Consider the following 22,573-nt stretch of genomic DNA (forward strand, 5'->3'; position numbering starts at 1 on the left):
CAGCATGGCAGTCATTGGCAGTCGTAGATGACTAGGCCAGGCCCTGTTCTTTCAGGCGTCGGTACAAGGTGCGGTCGCTGATCCCCAGGTGCTTGGCCAGCTCGCTGCGGGTGCCTTTGAATGTCGCCAGTGCCTGCGCCAGCGTGCTGTCATCGAACGTCGTCGAAGCATCAGCATCAGCCTGAAGCGGCAGCGCCACGGACGCCTGGGGTAAATGGATGGCGCGGATGACGCCATCGTCAGCGAACAGACTCGCTCTTTCCAGGGCATTGCGTAACTCACGGATATTGCCAGGCCACGGATACTGCTGAAGCCTTGCCAGGGCTTCGGCGTCGATGGTCAGCCGACGCTTGCCGGCACCGCGACGTTGTAGAAATGAATTCACCAGCAAGCCGATGTCTTCTACCCGGTTGCGCAAAGGGGGCAAGTGAATGGGAAAAGCGCTGATGCGGTAGTACAGGTCCTGCCTGAACTCGCCCTTTTCCATCATTTTTTCCAGCGGTTTGTGGGTGGCGGCAATCAATCTGAAATTGGCGTGGAAGGTCTCGACACTGCCGACCCGGCGATAGGTGCCCGATTCGATCAGGCGCAACAGTTTGACCTGCATGGACAACGGCACATCGCCAATCTCATCTAGAAACAACGTGCCGCCCTGGGCCGTTTCAACCAAGCCGGGCTTGCGCGTGACGGCGCCGGTGAAGGCACCTTTTTCATGGCCGAACAGCTCGCTCTCAAAGAGTGTTTCGGTCAAGCCAGAGCAATCCACCACGACAAACGGCCCGCTGGCCCGCTCGCTGGTTTCATGGACGGCGCGCGCGAACAGCTCTTTGCCCGTGCCCGACTCGCCCAGGAGCAGCACCGGCAACATGGAGGGCGCCACCCGCTGCAGTTCCGACAGGGCGAGGTTGAAGGCCGGTGAACAGCCTACCAAGCCATCGTTGCTCGGGCGCGCCGATGCGCTGCGCACCAGCGTCAGGCGCTCCACATAAGCGGTGATCGCACCGTGCTCGTCGAGGATCGGGCGTAATTCGACATCGACGTGCTCAGGCCCCCGCGGTGTGTGGTGGATGTGCAAGACACGATCCGGCCCACGCATTTCCTGGGCCTTTTTCATCGGGCAATTCTCACCCGCCTGGTCACAGGGGACGTCGTAATGGTGTGAGATCTGATAACACTTATGGCCGATAAACGGTTTGTCAGCGCTACCGAACTGGCGCTGATAGGCCGTGTTGGCCGCCAGGATGTTGTAGTCCGGATCGAGCACGATCATTGGATTGGGCTCGTGTTCCAGAAACGAAACAAGCGACTGCACTTGATCCGGGCGTGGGACGGCGTCGGGTGGGGTAGGCAGAAAAGTCTTCATCACGGCTCCTGGTATCCATTCTTCCATCCTGTTGTGGCACTGCCACCTCTGTCAAGGCACTGCCAATGGCAGATTAATCCGCCAGACGCCGGCCTGAACAAGCCCATAGACAAACACAAAGCCCAATAAAATCAATTGGATATTAGGCTATTTGGCTAAAACCCTGGCCTGGCAAACTTATTGCAGCGTCAATCCTTAGTCTAAGCGGCTCGAAAAAAAAGCCCCCCCTAAGGAGACAGTTCATGCGCGTCAAACTTCACGTCGAAGGCTTCTTCGACCCTGCTACCCACACCGTCAGCTATCTGGTACTCGATGAGGCCACCCGCCACTGCGCGCTCATCGACAGCGTATTGGATTACGATCCTAAATCAGGCTACACCGCCACCACCTCCGCCGACCGTCTGATAGCACGGGTGAACGAGCTGAACGCAAAGGTCGAGTGGATTCTCGAGACCCACGTCCACGCCGACCACCTGACCGCCGCGCCCTACCTGAAAGAAAAGCTCGGCGGAAAAATAGGCATCGGCAGCCAGATCTCGACCGTGCAAAAGGTCTTCGGCACGCTGTTCAATACCGGTAGCGAGATGCCCCGCGACGGCAGCCAGTTCGATCACCTGTTCGTCAACGACGAATCGTTCAGCATCGGCACGCTGCACTGCACCGCGCTGCATACACCCGGCCATACGCCAGCCTGCATGACTTACCTGATCAGCAAGGGCAACGAAACGGCGGCCTTCGTCGGCGATACGCTGTTCATGCCCGACTACGGCACCGCCCGCTGCGACTTCCCCGGCGGTAATGCGCGCACGCTGTTCCAGTCAATCAACAAGGTGTTGAGCCTGCCCGCAGATACGTTGCTGTATATGTGCCACGACTACCAGCCAGGCGGCCGCGAGGTGCAATTCGTCAGCACCGTTGCCGAACAACGCGAGCACAACGTGCATGTGCGCAATGGCATCAGTGAGGAGGAGTTCGTGGCGATGCGTACCAAGCGGGATGCCTCGATGGACATGCCGACACTGATCCTGCCCTCGGTCCAGGTCAACATGCGAGCCGGGCATTTGCCCGAGCCTGAATCGAACGGGACCCGCTATCTGAAAATCCCGCTCAACGTCGCCTGACACTCATCCCCCCCAAAAAAACATATAAGAAAAAATACCCATAACGGAGACACTTATGGATATCCGCCGCCTTGCACCTGCTTTATCGGTATCAGAACAGATTCTCCCCAGCCAATTGGCTGAACTGAAAGCCGCCGGCTTTCGTGCCATCATTTGTAACCGCCCCGATGGCGAAGGCAGCGACCAACCGTTGTTTGCCGAAATCAAACGCGCCGCCGACGCAGTCGGCATCGAGGCGCACTACCTTCCCGCCGAATCGGGCAAAGTCACCGACGAGCAAGGGGCGGCCTTCGGCAAGCTGTTGGAAACGCTGCCCAAGCCGGTGTTGGCCTATTGCCGGTCCGGTATGCGCTCGACAACGATGTGGGCGCTGTCACAAGCGGGTCAACACGACCTGCCGCACATCGTCGAGAGCGCCAAAAAAGCCGGCTTCGACATGAAAGGCGTGATTCGGCGGATTGCGAACCAGGGTCGCACGCCGGTCGAAGTGGCTGAGGCGCAGCACACCGTGGTCATCATCGGCGCTGGCGCGGCGGGTATCGCCACCGCCTCCAGCCTGCTGGCCCGCGTGCCGGGGCTCGACATTGCGATCATCGACCCGGCCGATGTGCATTACTACCAACCCGGCTGGACCTTGGTGGGTGGCGGGGTGTTCGACGCGCGCCAAACGGCTCACACGATGGGCACCACCCTGCCCCGCGGCGTGCATTGGATCAAGGCGGCGGTGGCGGCTTTCGAGCCCGAGCGAAATGCGGTCATTCTGGATGGCTGCCGGGTCGTCAAATACGAGCAACTGATCGTGTGCCCCGGCCTGAAGCTCGATTGGCATGCCATCGAGGGGTTGTCGGAGACCCTGGGCCGCAATGGCGTGACCTCCAATTACCTGTATCACCTGGCGCCTTATACCTGGGAAAGGGTGCAGCAACTGCGGGGTGGCCGGGCGATTTTCACGCAGCCGCCGATGCCGATCAAATGTGCCGGGGCGCCGCAAAAAGCCATGTACCTATCGGCCGATCATTGGAAACGCAGCGGCGTACTGGATGCCGTCGAGATCGAGTTCTACAGCGCCGGTGCGGTGCTGTTCGGGGTTCCCGACTATGTGCCGGCGCTGATGGAATACGTCACTGCTTACGGTATCGACCTGAATTTCGGCAACACCCTCACCCACGTCGATGGCCCGGCACGGACGGCCACGTTCAGCGGCGTGAATCCGGATGGCAGCCCCCGTGTGGTGACCCGCGAGTTTGATTTGCTGCATGTGGTGCCACCGCAGGTCGCGCCGGATTTCATTCGGGTCAGCCCGCTGGCTGACGCGGCCGGCTGGATTGATGTCGACCCCGCCACGCTACGGCATAAAACCTGGGCAAACATTCATGCGCTGGGCGACGCGGCCAATTCGAGCAACGCCAAGACCGCTGCCGCCGCCCGCAAGCAGGCGCCGGTGGTGGCCCATAACGTGTTGGCGGCCATGGGTAAGGCGAACGGTTGCGCCCAATACGACGGTTATGGCTCCTGCCCGCTGACGGTGGAACGCGGCAAGATCGTCCTGGCGGAGTTCACTTATGGCGGCAAGGTCGCCCCCAGCTTCCCGTCATGGCTGATCGACGGCACCCGCCCCTCCCGGCTGGCCTGGCTGCTCAAAGAGCGGATTCTTCCACCGCTGTATTGGAAGGGCATGCTCAAGGGCCGCGAATGGCTGGCGAAACCCGAGTTGACCGACCGATGAAATCAGGGCTGAACGCAAGGAGACTGAAATGATCATGGTCTTACTGCTCGGGCTGACAGTGGGCGTGATTCTGGCGCTGACCGGCGCCGGCGGTGGAATACTCGCGGTGCCGTTGCTGGTGTTTGGGGCGGGCTTGAGCATGGCCGAGGCCGGGCCCATTGGCCTGCTGGCCGTCGGCCTGGCCGCGACCCTGGGCGCGGTGATGGGCCTGAAAAACGGCACCGTCCGCTACAAGGCAGCGCTGTTGATTGCCTTCGCGGGGATCATCTGTTCGCCCCTGGGCCTTTGGCTGGCGCAGCGCACGCCGAATCGTCCGTTGACGATCATATTTGCCTGCGTGCTGATGTATGTGGCGTTCCGGGTATTCAAACGGTCGTTGCCACCGTCCCCGGCGTCAAAGGCCGCCGTCGCGACCAAGCCGCCGCCCTGCGTATTGGACGCCCAACGCGGCAAGCTGAACTGGACGGCGCCGTGCGCCTGGGCGCTCACGGTGTCGGGCGTGGTTGCGGGCGGGCTTTCGGGCTTGCTCGGCGTGGGCGGCGGCTTTGTGATGGTGCCGGCGCTGCAGCGATACACCAATTTGACCGCGCAGTCGGTGCTGGCAACGTCCCTGGCGGTGATTGCACTGGTGTCGATGTCCGGCGTTGCCGCCAGCTCTGCGGCCGGGCATCTGCAGTGGGCGATTGCCCTGCCGTTCTCCATAGGTGCATTGTTTGGAATGGCCTGCGGGCGCCTGATCGCAGCGCGGCTGGCAGGCCCGCACTTGCAACGCGGGTTTGCCGCCGTGTCGATGCTGGTCGCGGTGGCCCTCCTGGTCAAAGCGATTGGAGCATGAGCCTAGACTAGCGACTACCAGGCGTGCCTGAGCCACGCCTGTCACCCATGACTGGACAAGCCCCATGCAGTTCCCCGGCAAGCGTGAACTGGACCGACGCCTGGTTGGCGGCAGCCTGTTATTTGGCATCGGTTGGGGCATCGCCAGGATTTGCCCCGGCCCGGCGGTGGCCATCCTGCTGAAAGAACACTGGCAAGCCGTCGTGTTTTTGCATCTAAGACGCAACTACCGCCGCAGTATTTTATTGAATAACGGTTAAAGGCAGACTCAACTTATCAGCTGAATCGAATCATCTGCTTAATGCGACAAACCACTGTAGCTGCGCGCGCAACATTATAAGTCGGGTGAATATCCGCACCAAAAAAATCCAAATTTACTGTGCCACCGCGTTAGCCATTAGTCGAATACTGCCCCTCACAAGCAGGGCTTTATAGTGCATGATAGAAAAACCAACCACGATTAAAATCGACTCTCGGTACTTTTAATGTCGCCCATACACGCCTCACCCAACACCCTTCAGATAAATGAGGAACTGTTGCAATTACTCCGAGCGACGGCGAACGCCCAAACGCTCTGGATGACAACTGTCAATCATTTAGAGGCGGCCTGTGATGAGGTATGGCTGGCTCGCATGTTTGAGGTGGAGAGCCTTGAAAACCAATACAGGGCTTGCCAGGACCAGCTGTTTTCCTATCTAAAAAAAGCGATCAAGATCTAAATCCCTAATTACGACCCTGCACTTTTTTCGAGCGTTGGAGCCCTGAATACGGGCCGGCCATAACCCGGACTCTCTGAATATTCGACTAAAGTACAAGGCCACACTGTTACGCTCGCAAACACCCCCTTAGTTGAAGAGCCAGCCTCTTCTCCAACGCCCGGCAGACGTGGGCTGTAACCTTTCAGCCCCACCGCCCCACAATGTCTCGCACATTCCAACATTTTTTAGACACGGCGCGAATTGTCCTTTGGAACAGCGCGACCGTCAGACTAAAACTAAAGCATTGGGATGGATGGTCGACATTCAGGGAATCAAGGATCACTCAACCTGCGTTACAACCTGGAGTCCATATGTTCGGCTGGATCAGCAATATCCGAGTCAGTGCTAAATTAAGTTTGGGATTCGGCCTGGTACTGGGGCTTGCATTGCTGCTGGCCGCCACCGGCTGGTACGCCGTTGTGACATTGACCGATCGCGGGCTTAAGGTTGAGGAAATTGCTCAGATCAGCGATTACACCAAAGACTTGCGCATCATTCGTTTACGCATCGGTACGAACAGTCAACCGGATGCCTATCAACCGCTGCGGCAAACCCTGGACCGCCTAGCAGCCCACCTGGACAGCATCAGCGAAACATTCATCGACCCACGGGATCAAGACCTGATTCAACAGCAGGGAAATGCGGCCAAAGAGTACGGCCAACTGCTGCACGACCTGTCCACGCCCAACGTTGACCAAGCATCCCTGTTTAAACGGATGGGACAGTTGGGTGACGTGCTGCTCGACACCACGCAAAAACTGATTGAATCGCAAAATACCAAACGCGATTCCGATGCCGCGTCCGCCAAGACCTCACTCGGACTCGTCGCGACCCTGGCCCTGCTGCTGGGCGCACTCGCCGCATGGGTCATCACACGGCAAATCGTCAATCCACTGCAGCACACGCTCCAGGCGGTGAACCGCATTGCCCGGGGCGATTTGACCGAGCCTGTGGCGGTGACCCGGCGTGATGAACTGGGCCAACTGCAGTCAGGCCTCCAACAGATGATGCTCAACCTTCATGAGCTGATCGACGGCATTCGATCCGGCGTCATCCAGGTTGCCAGCGCTGCCGAACAGCTGTCTGCGGTCACCGAGCAAACGAACTCCGGCATCAGCAACCAGAAAGCCGAAACGGATCATGTCGCCACCTCAATGAACGAGATGACCGCCACCGTCCACAACGTCGCCCGCAACGCCGAGGAGGCCTCCGCCGCTGCGTCCGCCGCAGATCAGCAAGCCTGCGAGGGCGAGCAGATCGTCGGGGAAGCCATCGCGCAGATCCAGCGCCTGGCGGCAGAACTCAACCAGTCGGCAGACGCCGTGCGCCACCTCCAGGAACAAAGCGATAAAATCGGCGGCGTACTGGATGTGATCAAGGCCGTCGCCCAGCAAACCAACCTGTTGGCGCTGAACGCTGCGATTGAAGCCGCCCGCGCCGGAGAGGCCGGTCGCGGTTTTGCGGTCGTGGCTGACGAGGTGCGCAACCTCGCCCTGCGTACCCAGCGCTCCACCGAAGAAATTGAAATCCTGGTCGCCGGCGTACAAAGCGGCACCCAAGCCGTGGCCACCGGCATGGAAAGCAGCCTGTTGCTGAGCGAAAGCAGCGTGGAACACACCCACCGCGCCGTCAGCGCGCTGGAGAACATCACCAGCAAGGTCTCGATCATTCAGGCGATGAATCAGCAAATTGCCACGGCGGCGGAACAGCAAAGCGCCGTCACCGAGGAGATCAATCGCAGCGTGATCAACGTTCGCGACATCTCCGACCAGACGGCAAACACCTGCGAGGAAACCGCCGCGTCGAGTAACGAACTGGCGCGGCTGGGGCATGAGCTGGAAAAGCTCGTGGAGCGTTTCAAGGTCTAGGAATGGGTCCGGCTCGGTGGCGCAGACACGCCCTGTCGATCGCTCGACAGCGCGCCGGCGCTACGCCCCAACCCATAGATCGCAAGGGCTGCCAGACCGCAAGGCACCACCAGTGCTGCAAACACTTGCGCGAAGGTCCAGCCCCAACTCAGCATCTGCGCGCCGGCAAAGGCGCTGAGGATCGCGCCCAAACGACCGATGCCGCTCATCCAACTGGCGCCAGTGGCTCGCGCCTGGGTGGGATAGAACGTGGCGGCCAGCGCATTCATGCCGACGCTGGCGCCATTGAGGCCAAACCCGACCAGCCACGCGATCAGGCACAGCAGGAGGAAGTGCCCCGTGGCCTGGCCGATCGCATAAATCACCCCACCGCTCAACACGAACACCGCCATCAACACCCGGTATTTGTTCCAGCGATCCATGACCCAACCGACACACAGCGCGCCGGCGGGTCCGCCGATCTGGAACATCGCGGTCACAATGGCCGCGTCCGCCACGCTGTAACCGCCCCCCTCTTTCACCAGGGTCGGTAACCAGCCGCTGAACAGGTAGACCAGAAACAACGCCAGCACATAACCGCTCCACAGCATCAACGTGCCGACGCGATAGGACGGGGACAATACGATGCGCATCGCCGAAGCGCGCAGCAGCGGATGAGCCGGCAGGCAGAAGGTCGATTTCGCGTGACTGACGCCCGGCGCGAGTTTTTCCACAATGGCGCGGATACGTGCGTTCGGCGCCCGCTTGGCGACCAGGAAGGTCACCGACTCGGGCAGTTTGAAATACAGCAACGGCGCCACCAGCAGGGGCAAGACGCCGCCCAGCACCAGCATGCTTTTCCAGCCGAAGGCCGGGATCATCCAGGCTGACAGAAACCCGCCTCCGGCGGCGCCCAGGGAGAACCCGCAAAACGCCACCGTAATCAGGAACGAACGGCTGCGCTGCGGCGCGTACTCCGACACCAGGGTACTGGCATTCGGCATGGCGGCGCCGAGCCCCAATCCGGTGAGGAAACGCAGGATCACCATGGTGCTGATGTCCGGGGAAAACGCCGTCGCCAGCGTCCACAAGCCAAACATGGACACACTGCTCACCAGCACGATCTTGCGCCCGTAACGGTCGGCCAGCGGCCCGGCGACCAATGCGCCAACCGCCAGGCCAATCAGCGCCGCACTCAGCACCGGGCCCAACTGCTGATGGCTCAAGCCCCAGTCCATTTTCAATTGTGGTGCGATAAAGCCCATGATTGCCACATCGAAGCCATCCAGGCCGATGATCAGGAAACCGAGAAACACCACCCACTTCTGAAAGCCGCCAATGGGGCGACTGTTGATCAGCGCGTGAATGTCGATGGGTTGAGTGGTCAGCATAAAAGTCACCTCTGTGTTGTGGGGGCGCTCAACCACTGCGCCCGCTTTTTTATTGGGGTGAAACGGCAACCGGCAGCTCAAACGCGGCCGAGGCTGTGGAACCGCACCGGACGGATAATCCGGGTTTCCTGGGCAACGATCAGATGCGCCGAAGCCTGCAGGTAGACCGGGAAGCGGGGATCGCTATCCCGCGCCTGACTGCGTCGTTCGAAGTCATCGAGACTGTCGTAGCCCCACAGGTGCACGACCTGGTTCAAAGGGCCGATGCTGCTGGTATAGAACCCCAGCGGCGCGCCCAGATGCTCGAGCAAAACCGGCATCGCCAGGCGATCGAAGACCTCGATGAACTCGGGCATGCCCCGTGGGCGAATGGTGTAGATACGGTGGTCGATGACCGGTTTGTGATTCATCAGGCCACCTCCTGCCGAGGCTTGCCCGGTGTCTTTGCGGCGGCCACCCGAGCCAGGTGCAGGCCCGTGAGGTAGCCGAAAGTCATGATCGGCCCGAGCGTGATACCGGCGGCGGGATAGTTGCCGCCCATGATGCTCGCGCGGTCGTTGCCCACCGCGTACAGCCCATCGATCGCCTGGCCCTGAAGGTCGAGCACTTCACCGCAGACGCTGGTTTTGATGCCGTCAAAGGTGCCGAGATCGCCCATGATGACTTTGAGGGCGTAGTAAGGGCCGTCGCCAATCGGCGCCACGCACGGGTTCGGCAGGTTCTGCGGGTCGGCAAGGTAGCGGTTGAAGGCAGTGGTGCCGCGGCCGAACTGCCGATCCACGCCCTGCCCCGCCGTGCGGTTGTAGTCGCGCACGGTCTGTTCCAGCCCGGCCGCGTCGAGCCCGGCGCTCTGCGCCAATTCAGCCAGGGTGCGGCCGCTGTGCAGGTAGCCATTGCGCAGCAATGGCCCGAGGGGCATCGGCGCCGGCTTGGCGTACCCCAGGCCGTACTTGGCCATGGTCCGGCGGTCGCAGATCAACCACATGGCGGTTTCGCTCTGATCGGCACAGGCTTCGATCATCGCCGCGCCGACGTCGTGGTAGGAGTTGGACTCGTTGGTGAACCGTTGGCCATTGCGGGTCACACCGATCACGCCGGGCTTGTAGCGATCGAGCAAATGCGGAAAGGCCGTGAACGTGCCGTGCCCCATCGGCACTTTCGAGACGGGCATCCAGGCAGCGGGCGCCTTGAGCCGGATATCGACGCTGCCGCCCAACGCCTCGGCCATGCGTGCGCCATCCCCGGTGTTGGTCTGCGGCACCGGTGAGAAATGCTCGCCACCGCGACGCACATGGGGATAGGCCTGCTTCAAGCGTTGCAGGTCATGGGAAAACCCGCCGCTGGCCAGTACCACCGCGTGGCGGGCTTCAAACCGCAACTCGCCGCCTTCGGTCTGAGCGATCACCCCCGTCACCCGGTCTGCGCTTTTCAACAATTGCCGGGCGCTGGTTTGCGTCAGGATCGGAATCCCCAGGTCCAGCGCCGATTTCGCCAGCCGCGCGGCCAAGGCATTGCCGCTGGTGACCTGGATGCCGCGCCGGTAAAGCAGCAATTCCTTGGCATGCGTCATCAGGCGCTTTGCGACATAAAGGAACGAGGTCAGGGATTTGGTCGCATTGAAGAAATGCTTGAGGTCGGCATTCGACGAATTGAACATCATCCCAATGAACGTGATGGTTTTGAGCGGCGGGCGCAGGCGTGCCATGTCGGCGCCCAGCCGGCGAATGTCGAAAGGCGCGGCGAGGATCGAACGGCCGATATCGACGCCACCGCCCACGTCCGGGTGGTAATCCGGATAGAGGGTCGGAATGAACCGGACCTCGGTCTCTCGCTGGAAAAACTCGATCATCTGCGGCGCGTTATCGAGAAACGCATCGACGGCCTCGGCATCGTACAAATCGCCCGTTTCGTTCTTCATGTAGGTCAGCGCGGCCTCCCGACTGTCCGAAATGCCGTTGGCCTTGGACAGCGTGTTGCCGGGAATCCACAGCACCCCTCCCGAGAACGCGGTGGTGCCGCCGAAGTACGCATCCTTTTCAATCACAATGACTTCCAGCCCCTGCTTGCGCGCGGTGATGGCGGTCGCCAGGCCACCGGCACCGGCGCCGATCACCAGTACGTCGCACCGACGGATCGCCTCGGTAGTTGTCGTCGTCATAGTCAGTCTCACTCGGTAAAAGCCAACCGAACGCTCGCCGTCATCGACAGCACGACAGGCACAGGTTGGCTTGGGTATTCGGAGTCGGCCATCAGCGGCCGGACGCGGGTCAGGCCTGGCGGCTGGCCATGGGGGATTCGTAGCCGGGGCGAGGAATCAACGCCATCAGCATGCTTTCCAGGCCACCGTCGACGGTCAGTTCGGCAGCGTTGACATAACCGGCCCGCGAGCTCGCGAGGAAGAGCACGGCATCGGCGATGTCCTGGGGCTCGCCGATGCGCTGGTTGGCGGTCATCGCCTTGCGCTGCTGCTCGACCTTGGGGTCGGCGTAGAACGCCGCCGACAGCGGCGTGCGGATCAGGCCCGGGCAAATGGCATTGCTGCGAATGCCGCGTGGCCCCCACTCCGCGGCGATCTGCCGGGAGAGCATGGCGACCCCGGCCTTGGCGACGCTGTAGGCGCCGCTGAAGGTTTGCGGGTAATGCGCGGCGATCGACGCGATGTGCACGATGCTGCCGCTGTGCCGGGCCAGCATCAGCCGCCCGAACGCCTGGGCACACAGCAAATAGCCCGTCAGGTTGACCGAGAGCACCCGGTTCCATTCGTCCACGGTCAGCGCTTCAAGCGCCCCGGCCTGCAGCACGCTGGCGTTGTTGATCAGCACATCGCAGCGCCCATGGAGCGCCTGCACGTGCTCGGCGGCCTGTTGCACGCTGACGGGATCGGCAATATCGCAGTGCAGCACAGAGACATCCGCTGCACTGTTTTGCGCCAGCTCGGCGGCCAGTTCACGGCATTTGTGTTCGTCGCGATCAAGCAGCACCACATGGGCGTTCTGGCGCACCAGCGCGGCGGCAATCGCGGCGCCAATACCGCCGGCCGCGCCGGTGAGCACACACACCCTGGAATCGAGGTTCAGCCAGCTTTTCTGCAGGTCGTTATTATTCATTGTTATCTCCAACACGCATTTCAAGACAGTTCGCCCACTGCACGGGAAGCCGCAGGCGCTGCTCAGGATAGAAGCGTGGGACGGCGCGCAAGAATGGACAAAACGTTCAACCGTCGAGACTTTTACGACAAATCTGCGGCAAATTGCCCAACGCGCGGATTCTTCGCTAAGGTAGAAAACTCGTGCCCGTAGACCATAAAAATAATGAACAAGATTCCCAGCTATGCCCTGTACGGCGAAGCGGCAGCGCCGATATGGCACGACTCCCTGCATGTCGAGTCGATCTCCCTGCGCTCCGGCGCCTATAACTGGGAGATCGCCGCCCATCGACACGACGGGTTGTTGCAGATGCTGTACCTGCAAAGCGGCGAAGGCGAGGTGCTGCTGGACAACCAGCGGGTCGAGGTCAAGGCGCCGTGCCTGCTGTTCATCCCTGAGCAGATCGTCCATGGCTTCGCCTGGCACGGACGGGTCGAAGGGCATGTGATCACTGCCGTGCAACACCCGCTGGAAAGCATCGTCCAAGTGCTCTCCCCGGGCCTGTTGGCGCAGATCCAGAAACCCTGCGTCGTCGCCCTGCCGCATTGGGAACCGGCCGACAATCCGCTGGAGCCGCTGTATCGGGCCTTGTACGAGGAGTATCACGGTCGTGGCCGGGAGCATGTCGCGTGCAGCATGTCATTGCTGCTCGCGCTGGTGATCCAGATGCTGCGCCTGAGCGAGCACACCCACGACCTGCATGCGCACCGTCACGATCGGCGCAGCCAGCAGATGATCGCGTTCCGCGAACGGGTGAACCGGCACTTTCGCGAACACCTTTCGCTGCATGACTACGCCAATTTCCTCGGGATCACCGTGGTCACCCTGGGCCGGCTGTGTCATGAACAACTCGGCATGACCCCCATGACCTTGATCAACGCCCGACTGATCCTCGAAGCCAAACGCGAACTGGCCCATTCGCCCCAAAGCGTCAAGCAGATTGCCCACGGCATGGGGTTTTCCGATGTCGGCTACTTCAGCCGTTTTTTTCGCAAGCACGCCCAGTGCAGCCCCAGTGAGTTTCGCCTTCAGGCCCAGGCCGCGCGGCACTGAGGCTCAGGGCGCGGCAACGCCTGCCGGTCGTACACCGCCTCAGCCTTCAGCCATCGCCCGCAGCTGCGCCAAGTCCTGCTCCGCGATTGCCATGCCGTGCTGCGCGCAATGTTCGCGTTCGCGGTAACGACGTTCGCCCGGCATACGTTGCACGCCGACTTCATGCATATGCGCCACCAAGGTCTGGGCACGCTGGGCAAAACGTTCGCCCACGGACTTGCGCGGATCGATCACGATAATTAGTTGCCCGGTCCACGGGGTTTTCGCCCCGGGGTGCTGGTTCCAGTCGAACTCAAAAGAGAAGTTACCACCGGTCAGCGCGGCCGCCAGCAACTCCACCATCATCGACAGGGCCGAGCCCTTGTGCCCGCCAAACGGCAACAATGCGCCGCCATTGAGAATCGCGTTGGGGTCCTGTGTCGCCAGCCCCTGGCTATCGACACCAATGCCCGGCGGCAAGGTCTCACCGGCACGCGCAGCGATCTGCACATCGCCATGGGCCATGGCACTGGTCGCCATGTCGAAAACGATCGGATCGCTTCCCGCACAAGGCGCCGCGAAGGCAATCGGGTTGGTGCCAAACAGGGGGCGTCGAGCGCCATGGGGCACCACGCAGGTCATGCTATTGACCACGCTCAAGGCCACCAGCCCTTCCTCGGCGAAGGGTTCAACGTCTGGCCAGAGCGCCGCGAAATGGTGGGAGTTGTGAATCGCCAGCACGGCAATCCCGGCACTGCGGGCTTTTTCCAGCAACAACTCGCGGGCAGCGGCCAGAGCCGGTTGGGCGAAACCGTTGCGCGCATCGACCCGGACATAACCCGAGGCGACATCTTCCACCACCGGCACCGCCCGGCCATCGACCCAGCCACTGGCCAGGGTCGAGACGTAGCCGGGAATCCGGAACACCCCGTGGCTGTGAGCGCCGTCGCGCTGGGCGCTGGCGCAGTTATGGGCCAGTACCGCAGCGACTTCGGCCGACGTGCCATGACGCTCGAAAATGGCGCGCAGCAACACGACCAGATCGCTGAAAGCAATAGGCTCTACAGCAGAATGTGCAGGTGAAGACATTTGAAAACTCCCGGATCGAGGTAGGGCAAAGCCAGCGCCGTTGCAAGCATTCGACTATCTAGTCATGACAGCAAACTGTCAAATGTTGACTTGACGACAGAAAACATTCATTTTCTGTCGCAAGCAAAAAAATACAGTGAGTCGTACCGTGAGCCAACCGATCAAGCAACGTCTTGAAAACAGTCTGTCGACAGCTGCCGCTTCCGGTCGGACGATTGCCACGTACATGCTCGCCAACCTGCATGAGCTGCCCTTTCAGACCGCCGCCGATATCGCCCAGAAACTCGGGGTCAGCGAGTCGAGCGTGGGGCGCTTTTGTCGTGCACTCGGTTACAGCCATTTCAAGGATCTGAAAAACGACCTGAAAGATGACCTCGGCGATGGCCCGTGGCTGGTGGGCGACCGCTTGCAAGAATTTCGCCAGCAACAGAGCCACAACCCGCAAGGCCCTTCACGCAGCCTGGAACTGGAAGTCGCCGCGCTGGTACGCGTCTACGAACACAGCCAGACGCCCGCCTGGAATACCGTCAGCGAACGCTTGGCAAACACCCCAAAAATCTTCGTTGCCGGCTTTCAGACCGAACGCGGCATCGCCCTCTCGATGGTGCACCTGTTGCAGTACCTGCGCGATGGCGTGCAGGTGGTGGACGGCTCTGCCGGGCATTTCGGCGATGTGTTGCTGAGCAACCCGGAACACACCGCGCTGGTGGTGTTCGAGGCGCGCCGTTATTCGCGCCACGCCCTGACCCTGTGCCGCAAGGCCCGCGCGGCTGGCATCCCGGTGACGCTGATCACCGACACCTTTTGCGATTGGGCCGAACTGCACGCCGACGAGGTCTTTCGCCTGCCTACCGAATTCAATCTTTTCTGGGAATCGACGGCGACGATGTTGTCGCTCGTGCACCTGATGGTCAACGAGGTCTGCAAGAAACTCGGGCCCGATGTAGAAAAACGCTTGGAAGCAACTGCCGCGCTACACAACGAATTCGTGGGTTACACATCGTCACTCGCGAGCAAACAAGAGTAATAGGCCAGCAGATTGAGAGGCAACGATGAAACGATTCATTCGCTTTGCAAGTGTGTGTGCGGTATTCGCCGCCAGTGTCGGTGTCGCTCAGGCCGACGTCTTGAAAATCGCCACTGAAGGCGCTTACCCGCCGTTTAACTATGTCGATTCGGATAACAAACTCCATGGCTTCGACGTCGATATTGCCCTCGCCCTGTGCGAGCGCATGCAGGCCCAATGCACCCTTGTGGCGCAGGACTGGGACGGCATCATTCCGGCCTTGATGGCCAAGAAATATGACGCGGTCGTGGCGTCGATGATCGACACCGAAGAGCGTCGCAAGAAAATCAGCTTCACCCGTCACTACTACAAAACCCCACTGTCGGTTGCGGTTCCCCACGACTCGGACATCAGCGACGCGCAGACCCACTTCAAAGGTAAAACCGTCGGCGCACAATCCTCTTCTACCCAGTCAATTTATGCCGAAGACGTGTATGGCAAAGCCGGCGCCAATGTGAAGCTCTACCCGACCCTGGACGAGGCCAACAGCGACCTGGCGTCGGGTCGGCTCGACGGTGTGATTGCCGACAAATTCCCGCTCGCCGACTGGATCGACAAGGCCGGCAAGAGCTGCTGCAAAATGCTCGGCGACGTCAATGGCACCCAGGCGGATGCCTCGATTGCGGTGCGCAAGGAAGACAACGCGCTGCGCGAACGCTTCAACAAAGCCATCGATGAAATTGTTGCCGACGGCACGTATCAGAAGATCTCCAGCAAGTACTTTGCTTTCGACATCTACCACTGATTCGTCGCCGCTCCGAGCACTGACTGTCCACCCGCTGCCTGAGCCCGGCCCTGGCCGGACGCAGGTTGGCCGGTGTTCATTCCACGATGTCCTTTCACGAGGGTTCGAGCATGATCGAACATCTATCGCTGTTGTCGTTTGCCAGCGGCGGCTGGGGGCAAGCGCTGCTGGCCGGGGCGCTGGTGACCCTGGGGCTGGCGCTGGCCTGCTTGCCGATCGGCTTGCCCCTGGGGCTTGGACTGGCCTTGGCCGCGCGTTCGAAAAAGCCTTGGCTGCGATCATTTTCCACGCTGTTTTCCACGGTGTTCCGTGGCTTGCCCGAGTTGCTGACGCTGCTGATCATTTACTATGGCTGCCAGATTGCGGCACAAAAAATACTCGCGGCCATGGGCTACGAAACCCAGGTCACCATCAATACCTTTCTGGCCGCCATGGTCGCCTTCAGCTTCGTCTTTGCGGCGTTCTCCAGCGAGATCTGGCTCGCTGCGTTCAAGACTGTCCCCAAGGGTCAATACGAGGCGTCTGCGGCCCTCGGCCTGAGCAAGGCGACGACCTTTCGCAAAGTGGTGTTCCCGCAACTGGTGCGCATCGCCCTGCCCGGGCTGTCGAATAACTGGTTGTCGCTGCTCAAGGACACGTCGCTGGTCTCGACTATTTCTCTGGTCGACCTGATGCGCCAGACCAACCTGGCGGTGAGCGTGACCAAGGAGCCGTTGTTCTTCTATGCCGTGGCCTGCTTCGGTTACCTGTTCTTCTCGGCCCTGTCGGGGCGCGTGTTCGCGTTTATCGAGCAGCACTTCAATCGGCATCTGCGGAGCGCACGACCATGACGTTCGAGAGTTTTGCGCAGTTTTTTATCGACCTCGACCTGTTGCAGCGCTATGGCCCGCGCATGCTCGAAGGCTTGCTGGTAACGGGCAAACTGGTAGCGATTTCATTCACCCTCGGCGCCCTGCTCGGCCTGCTGATTGCCTTGGCTCGGGTGTCCAACAGCCTGCTGTTGCAGCGCTTGAGCGCCCTGTACGTCTACTGCTTTCGTGGCTCGCCATTACTGGCGCAGTTGTTCCTGCTGTATTACGGCCTCGGGTCGTTCAAGGGGTTCTGGCAAGACGTCGGGCTGTGGTGGTTTTTCCGCGACGCGTGGTTTTGCACGCTGCTGGCCTTCACCTTGAATACGGCGGCGTATCAGGCCGAGATTTTCCGCGGCAGCCTGCTCTCGGTGTCCCAGGGGCAGCATGAGGCGGCCAAGGCCTTGAGCCTGAAACGCTCAACGACATTCTTCAAAGTCATCCTGCCGCAATCGCTGGTGGTCGCCATCGGCCCGCTGGGCAACGAGCTGATTCTGATGATCAAGGCCAGCGCCATCGCTTCGCTGGTGACCATTTACGACCTGATGGGCGTTAGCAAGCTGGCCTTCTCGCGCAGCCTCGACTTCCAGATTTACCTGTGGGCAGCCGTGCTTTATCTGCTGATCGTCGAGATTATCCGCCGCGTGCTCAAGCGCGTCGAAGCCCGACTGGGTCGCCACCTGCTCTGATGCCTGTCGTTTACCCCCACGCCCACACGGCGCGTTACAAGGAATTTTTCATGCACTGCCAAACCATCGTTCTGGGCGCCGGGATTGTCGGCGTCTGTACTGCACTGCACCTGCAAGCGCGTGGTGTTCAGGTCATCCTGATCGACCGCCAGCAACCCGGGAACGGCACCAGCCATGGCAATGCCGGGTTGATCGAGCGCTCCAGTGTGATTCCCTATGCGTTCCCGCGAGAGCTGTCGAGCCTGGTGCGCTACGGCCTCAACCAGCAATCCGATGTGCGGTATAGCTGGCGCTACCTGCCCAAGGTCGCGCCGTGGCTGTTCACCTACTGGCAGAACTCGTCGCCGCCCAGGTTGAACCAGGCCGCCCGCGCCATGCTGCCGTTGGTGCAGCGCTGCGTGGATGAGCACGATGTGCTGATCGAGGCCGCCGGCATGGGCGACCTGATCAAAGCCAATGGCTGGATCGAGGTGTTTCGCAATCAACCGGCCTTTATCAAGGCCCAGGCCGATGCCCATGCTTTGCAGCCTTATGGCTTGCGTTATGAAGTGCTGGACGGCGAGCAATTGCGCGAGCGTGAACCGTCGCTGAACGAACAGGCGGTGGGCGGCATTCACTGGCTTGATCCGAAAACCGTCAGCGATCCCGGGGCGCTGACCCGTGGCTACGCCGCGCTGTTTATCAAGCGCGGCGGGCAGTTCATTCAGGGCGATGCGCTGACGCTCAAACAACTCGACGGCGGCTGGCAGGTTCAGACCGAACAAGGCCCGGTGAGTGCCGAACAGGCGGTGATCGCGCTCGGCCCACAGGCGCCCGAGCTGTTCAAGCCACTGGGCTATCGCATTCCGCTGGCAATCAAGCGCGGCTACCACATGCACTACAGCTCTTTGCACGATGCACAGTTGCAGCATTCAATTTGCGATGCCCAGGGCGGCTATGTCCTGGCGCCGATGGCTCAGGGTATCCGGTTGACCACGGGCATCGAGTTTGCCGAGAGCAGCGATCAGGCCAATGACATTCAGCTCAGTCGCTGTGAAGCCCTGGCGCGCAAGCTCTACCCACTCGGCGAGCGTCTGGACCCCGAACCGTGGCTGGGTCGCCGTCCGTGCCTGCCGGACATGCGCCCGGTGATCGGCCCCGCGGTGCATCACCCGGGCCTGTGGTTCAACTTCGGCCATGCCCACCACGGCCTGACCCTCGGCCCGGTCAGCGGGCGCCTGCTCGCCGAGATGCTCACCGGCGCCGCGACCTTTACTGACCCGGCGCCTTACAGCGCAGAACGTTTCCACTGATTAGCGGAGTAACCGCCATGCCAGCGACAAACACCCAACGTCACCTGCCCGGCAACGCTGCGTTGCCGGACACACGCGATGTCGTGGTCAGCATTGAAGGGCTGAACAAGTTCTACGGCGCCTACCATGTCTTGCATGACATCGAGCTGAACGTGCGCGAAGGCGAACGTATCGTGCTGTGTGGGCCTTCCGGCTCGGGAAAATCAACACTGATCCGCTGTGTCAACCGCCTGGAAATCGCCGAGAAAGGCCATATCCGGGTCAACCACACCGACCTGGCGCTGGACACCCGCCAAGCGGCTCAGGTGCGTAGCGAGATCGGCATGGTGTTCCAGCACTTCAACCTGTTCCCGCACATGAGCGTGCTGCAAAACTGCATGCTGGCGCCGATGTCGGTGCGAGGCCTGTCGCGCAAGGAAGCACAAGAGCTGGGGCGTTTCTACTTGAACAAAGTCGGTATCGAGAACCAGGCCGACAAGTTCCCCAGCCAGTTGTCCGGCGGGCAACAGCAGCGCGTGGCCATTGCCCGGGCGTTGTGCATGAAACCCAAGATCATGCTGTTTGATGAACCGACTTCAGCCCTCGACCCGGAGATGGTTGCCGAGGTGCTGGATGTGTTGGTCAAGCTCGCCGACACCGGCATGACCATGCTCTGTGTCACCCATGAAATGGGCTTCGCCCGGCAGGTCGCGGAGCGGGTGCTGTTTCTCGACGGCGGCCGGATCATTGAAGACAGCCCACCAGAGGCTTTCTTCAATAACCCGCAAAGCCCCAGGGCGCAGAGCTTTCTTGCGCAGATCCTGCATTAGCGTTCAGTGGGTTCCGAAGCCACTGCATGCCCTGCGAATCGCTGCGCCATGACCCTCAACAATCGATCATCCTCCCCCGCTGCGCCAATGACCTGCAGCCCCACCGGCATCCCTCTCACCAGCCCCACCGGCAGGCTGATTGCAGGTAACCCGGTGAGGTTCCAGGCACTGGTATGACTGAGCAAGGCGGCGCGCACATCAATGTCCTGCGCTCCAACCTGCACCTCACGCGCATCAACCACCGTCGCCGTGATCGGCACGCTGGGCGAGACCAGCAAGTCATAGCGCTTGAACACCTGCGCCATCGCAGCCTTGAGGCGTGCCTGGCTGGACTGTGCGCGGATGTATTGCCAACCCCGGACTTCACACGACAACTCAAGGCGTTCGCGCACCTCGGCCTCGAACATGTGCGGCGCACTCTGCATGCGCTCGGCGTGAACATTGAAAGCCTCGGCGCGTTGTAGCACCTGCAAGGTCGCTTTCATGTCGGCCGACAGTTGCGCCAGTTCGTCGACCTCTTGCAGCCCCTCGCCAAAGAGCTGTTGCGCCGCCTGGTACACCTGGCTATCCAGTTCCGCGTCTACCGGGCCGAAACTGCCGGACTTGATCCAGCCGACCCGCAACGGCCTGGGGTTAGCCAACGGCGCGCACGTGCGCCCGGCGATCACCTCGAACAACAGGCGCGCATCCTCGACGTGGTTGGCGATCGGGCCCACATGGTCGAGACTCGACGCAAGCGGGAACACGCCGTCCAGCGGCACGCTGGCAAACGATGGCTTGAAGCCGACCACGCCGCACAACGCCGCAGGAATACGGATCGAGCCACCGGTATCGGTACCCAGCGCCAGCGGCACCATGCCGCTGGCGACTGCGGCGGCGCTGCCGGCGCTGGAGCCGCCGGTGATGCAGTTGGCGTTCCAAGGGTTGCGCGCGGCGCCCTGCAGCGAGCGGTCGCCCGTCGGCCCATAGGCGAATTCATGCGTCAGGGTCTTGCCCACGATCACCGCGCCCGCCTCGCGCAAACGCTTCACGCACACAGCATCGTGCTCGGGTTTGAAGCCTGCAAAATGCGCCGAACCGTAGGTGGTGACATAGTCGAACGTATCGATGTTGTCTTTGACCGCCACTGGAATACCCTGCAACGGCCCCAGGTCCAGGCCCTGTTCGAACAGTTCATCAGCCTTGCTCGCCTGCGCCAGCGCCACGCTTGCATCGACGCACACGAAGGCGTTCAAGATCGGATTCAGCCGCTTGATGCTGTCAAGCGCCGCCTGGGTCAGCTCGACACTGGTCAGGCTGCCCGCACGAAGGCGCTGAGCCAAATCAGTGACCGATTGAGCAAAAAAATAGCCAGCATGGGTAGGCTTCGTCAGGTTCATACAAACAGCTCCATCAAACCACGGCGGGTAAAGGGGACGGGGCAACGTGCCGACTGCCGGGGCGCACCATCAACATCGCGCCCATGCCCAGCGCAGTGGCCACCGCCGCCGCGACGAACATCGACGAGTAGCCGTAGCGGACGGTCAAGTAACCGGTCAGCATCGGTGCGATGAACGAGGCAGTGTTGGCAATGAAATGCGTCATGCCGCTGTAGGCGCCCACACGGTTCGACGGCGCGGTATCGATCACCACGGCCCAGTAAACCGAGTTCGGTAGCGCATTGAGGGCGTTGGCCACGGTCATCAGGGCAATCACACCCCACACCGTCTGGGCCTGCGAGACCAAGATGAAGCACAGCGTGGTCAACAGCAGGCAGGTCGCGGCCAGCCAACTGCGCGCCACCTTCAGGTTGCCGGTGCGGCGTAGTAGCCAGTCGGAGATCTTGCCGCCCAGCAGCACGGTGAAGCAGGCGCCGGTCCAGGGGATCATGCCCATGTACCACAGCGACGAGAGGTTGTAGTGGAACTCGTCCTGCAGGTACTTGGGGGTCCAGGTCAGCAGCAGGAAGGTCACGTACACGAACGAGAAGTAACCGACAGCGTTGAGCAGCAGGTCCTTGTTCTTGAAGAAATGCCACACCGGCGTGACGCTTGTGTCAGGGGGCGAGGCATGGGCTGCCGTGGCACGCTCCTGACGCAGGAAGTCGAGCTCGGCCTTGGACATCCGAGGGTTCTCATCAGGGGTGTTGGTGAAGCGTGTCATAAAGAAAATCAGCAGCGCCAGGCTGACCACGCCCAACACCACGAACATGCTGCGCCAGTCGCCGGTCAGGGTTTGCAGGCCCACCGCCACCGGTGCCGTGAGCAGCGCACCGAGCGGTGTGCTCAGCAGGCCGACCGAAACCACGAAGCCTCGCTCCTTGGGCGTCGCCCAGCTAGCGACGCTCTTATTGATCACCGAATACGCCGGGCCTTCGGCAAAGCCAAACAAAACGCGAATGGTGGCGAAACCGGCCATGGCCGAGCCGCCCATGAACGCGAGCCCAAAGTCGCCTGCAAACGCGGTGGCGATCTCAAAGATCGACCAGGTGGCCCCGGCAATCAGCCAGATGCGCTTGGCGCCAAAGCGGTCGGCCAGAATGCCGCCGATCAACGCCCCGAGAATGTAGCCGTAACCGAAGAACCCCAGCACATTGCCCCAGTCAGCCTTGTCGAAGCCGTACTCCGGAAGGATGCTCGCCGAGGCATAAGAAATCGCGCCACGGTCGATGTAGTTGAGCAATGCCATCAGCATGATCAGGAAGAAAATCTGGTAGCGGAAACGTGGGATAGCGGGACTGTTCATAGGAACTGACTCTTCAAATGATGGCAGAAGTCAAAAAATCGGCCGCGTCCGGCGTTTTTTTATTGTTTTACCCAAACGTTTGGGTTGGCAAAA

Annotated in this window: 19 protein-coding genes and 1 pseudogene; 12 read left to right on the forward strand and 8 right to left on the reverse strand. The window is 61.1% G+C overall.

Going from position 1 to position 22,573, the window contains the following annotated elements; translation table 11 throughout:
* Nucleotides 1-31: 31 nt before the first annotated feature.
* Nucleotides 32-1,363, reverse strand: coding sequence for a sigma-54 interaction domain-containing protein (locus U5A08_RS18820; RefSeq protein WP_321847973.1), 1,332 nt, complete (start codon nucleotides 1,361-1,363; stop codon nucleotides 32-34).
* Nucleotides 1,364-1,605: 242 nt separating this feature from the next.
* Between U5A08_RS18820 and U5A08_RS18825 the strand changes: the two genes are divergently transcribed.
* The 5 genes and pseudogenes from U5A08_RS18825 (at nucleotide 1,606) to U5A08_RS18845 (ending at nucleotide 7,670) form a co-directional block, all read left to right on the forward strand.
* The gene (locus U5A08_RS18825; protein ID WP_321847975.1) at nucleotides 1,606-2,484 is read left to right on the forward strand and encodes an MBL fold metallo-hydrolase; all 879 of its coding nucleotides are present in this window, start codon (nucleotides 1,606-1,608) and stop codon (nucleotides 2,482-2,484) included.
* Between the two features lie 55 nt (nucleotides 2,485-2,539).
* On the forward strand, nucleotides 2,540-4,210 hold the full coding sequence (locus U5A08_RS18830) for a bifunctional protein tyrosine phosphatase family protein/NAD(P)/FAD-dependent oxidoreductase (protein ID WP_321847976.1): 1,671 nt from the start codon (nucleotides 2,540-2,542) through the stop codon (nucleotides 4,208-4,210).
* Nucleotides 4,211-4,238: 28 nt separating this feature from the next.
* Entirely contained in the window at nucleotides 4,239-5,045 is an 807-nt protein-coding gene (locus tag U5A08_RS18835; protein ID WP_253397172.1) for a sulfite exporter TauE/SafE family protein, read from the forward strand.
* Between the two features lie 58 nt (nucleotides 5,046-5,103).
* A pseudogene (locus tag U5A08_RS18840) lies at nucleotides 5,104-5,304 on the forward strand (DUF6691 family protein); the annotation flags it as partial.
* An 809-nt stretch (nucleotides 5,305-6,113) separates the two neighbouring features.
* Nucleotides 6,114-7,670 carry a methyl-accepting chemotaxis protein gene (locus U5A08_RS18845; RefSeq protein ID WP_321852255.1) on the forward strand — a complete coding sequence of 519 codons (1,557 nt, stop codon included), beginning with the start codon at nucleotides 6,114-6,116 and terminating at the stop codon, nucleotides 7,668-7,670.
* On the opposite strand, the gene U5A08_RS18850 is transcribed toward U5A08_RS18845, so the two are convergent.
* From U5A08_RS18850 to U5A08_RS18865, 4 genes are all read right to left on the reverse strand, one after another.
* On the reverse strand, nucleotides 7,667-9,040 hold the full coding sequence (locus tag U5A08_RS18850) for an MFS transporter (RefSeq protein WP_253397175.1): 1,374 nt from the start codon (nucleotides 9,038-9,040) through the stop codon (nucleotides 7,667-7,669). The genes U5A08_RS18845 and U5A08_RS18850 overlap by 4 nt on opposite strands.
* 77 nt (nucleotides 9,041-9,117) lie before the next feature.
* A complete protein-coding gene (locus U5A08_RS18855; RefSeq protein WP_253397177.1) occupies nucleotides 9,118-9,450 on the reverse strand; it encodes an NIPSNAP family protein in 333 nt (110 codons plus the stop codon).
* Entirely contained in the window at nucleotides 9,450-11,198 is a 1,749-nt protein-coding gene (locus U5A08_RS18860) for an FAD-dependent oxidoreductase (RefSeq protein ID WP_321847978.1), read from the reverse strand. Before U5A08_RS18860 ends, U5A08_RS18855 begins: the two co-directional genes overlap by 1 nt.
* A 109-nt stretch (nucleotides 11,199-11,307) precedes the next feature.
* Nucleotides 11,308-12,147: an SDR family NAD(P)-dependent oxidoreductase gene (locus U5A08_RS18865; protein WP_253397180.1), complete on the reverse strand. Its 840-nt coding sequence runs from the start codon at nucleotides 12,145-12,147 to the stop codon at nucleotides 11,308-11,310.
* Between the two features lie 204 nt (nucleotides 12,148-12,351).
* Between U5A08_RS18865 and U5A08_RS18870 the strand changes: the two genes are divergently transcribed.
* A complete protein-coding gene (locus U5A08_RS18870; RefSeq protein WP_247404174.1) occupies nucleotides 12,352-13,239 on the forward strand; it encodes a helix-turn-helix domain-containing protein in 888 nt (295 codons plus the stop codon).
* 39 nt (nucleotides 13,240-13,278) lie between these two features.
* On the opposite strand, the gene U5A08_RS18875 is transcribed toward U5A08_RS18870, so the two are convergent.
* Nucleotides 13,279-14,307 carry an Ldh family oxidoreductase gene (locus tag U5A08_RS18875; RefSeq protein WP_321847982.1) on the reverse strand — a complete coding sequence of 343 codons (1,029 nt, stop codon included), beginning with the start codon at nucleotides 14,305-14,307 and terminating at the stop codon, nucleotides 13,279-13,281.
* Nucleotides 14,308-14,455: 148 nt separating this feature from the next.
* Between U5A08_RS18875 and U5A08_RS18880 the strand changes: the two genes are divergently transcribed.
* The 6 genes from U5A08_RS18880 (at nucleotide 14,456) to U5A08_RS18905 (ending at nucleotide 19,756) form a co-directional block, all read left to right on the forward strand.
* Nucleotides 14,456-15,334: a MurR/RpiR family transcriptional regulator gene (locus tag U5A08_RS18880; protein ID WP_321847983.1), complete on the forward strand. Its 879-nt coding sequence runs from the start codon at nucleotides 14,456-14,458 to the stop codon at nucleotides 15,332-15,334.
* Between the two features lie 25 nt (nucleotides 15,335-15,359).
* Nucleotides 15,360-16,118 carry a transporter substrate-binding domain-containing protein gene (locus tag U5A08_RS18885; RefSeq protein ID WP_321847985.1) on the forward strand — a complete coding sequence of 253 codons (759 nt, stop codon included), beginning with the start codon at nucleotides 15,360-15,362 and terminating at the stop codon, nucleotides 16,116-16,118.
* Nucleotides 16,119-16,228: 110 nt separating this feature from the next.
* On the forward strand, nucleotides 16,229-16,948 hold the full coding sequence (locus tag U5A08_RS18890) for an ABC transporter permease (protein WP_253397185.1): 720 nt from the start codon (nucleotides 16,229-16,231) through the stop codon (nucleotides 16,946-16,948).
* Nucleotides 16,945-17,655: an ABC transporter permease gene (locus U5A08_RS18895; protein ID WP_321847986.1), complete on the forward strand. Its 711-nt coding sequence runs from the start codon at nucleotides 16,945-16,947 to the stop codon at nucleotides 17,653-17,655. Before U5A08_RS18890 ends, U5A08_RS18895 begins: the two co-directional genes overlap by 4 nt.
* 50 nt (nucleotides 17,656-17,705) lie before the next feature.
* Nucleotides 17,706-18,947 (forward strand): NAD(P)/FAD-dependent oxidoreductase, encoded by a 1,242-nt coding sequence (locus U5A08_RS18900; RefSeq protein WP_253397186.1) that lies wholly within the window; start codon nucleotides 17,706-17,708, stop codon nucleotides 18,945-18,947.
* 17 nt (nucleotides 18,948-18,964) lie between these two features.
* Nucleotides 18,965-19,756, forward strand: coding sequence for an amino acid ABC transporter ATP-binding protein (locus U5A08_RS18905; RefSeq protein ID WP_321847989.1), 792 nt, complete (start codon nucleotides 18,965-18,967; stop codon nucleotides 19,754-19,756).
* Here U5A08_RS18905 and U5A08_RS18910 read toward each other — a convergent pair.
* Complete coding sequence (locus U5A08_RS18910) at nucleotides 19,753-21,135, reverse strand: amidase (RefSeq protein WP_321847991.1); 1,383 nt, start codon at nucleotides 21,133-21,135, stop codon at nucleotides 19,753-19,755. The genes U5A08_RS18905 and U5A08_RS18910 overlap by 4 nt on opposite strands.
* Nucleotides 21,136-21,148: 13 nt before the next feature.
* Nucleotides 21,149-22,480: an MFS transporter gene (locus U5A08_RS18915; RefSeq protein ID WP_321847993.1), complete on the reverse strand. Its 1,332-nt coding sequence runs from the start codon at nucleotides 22,478-22,480 to the stop codon at nucleotides 21,149-21,151.
* Nucleotides 22,481-22,573 lie beyond the last annotated feature (93 nt).

The organism is Pseudomonas paraveronii (assembly GCF_963681955.1).
Taxonomy (GTDB): Bacteria; Pseudomonadota; Gammaproteobacteria; order Pseudomonadales; family Pseudomonadaceae; genus Aquipseudomonas; species Aquipseudomonas paraveronii.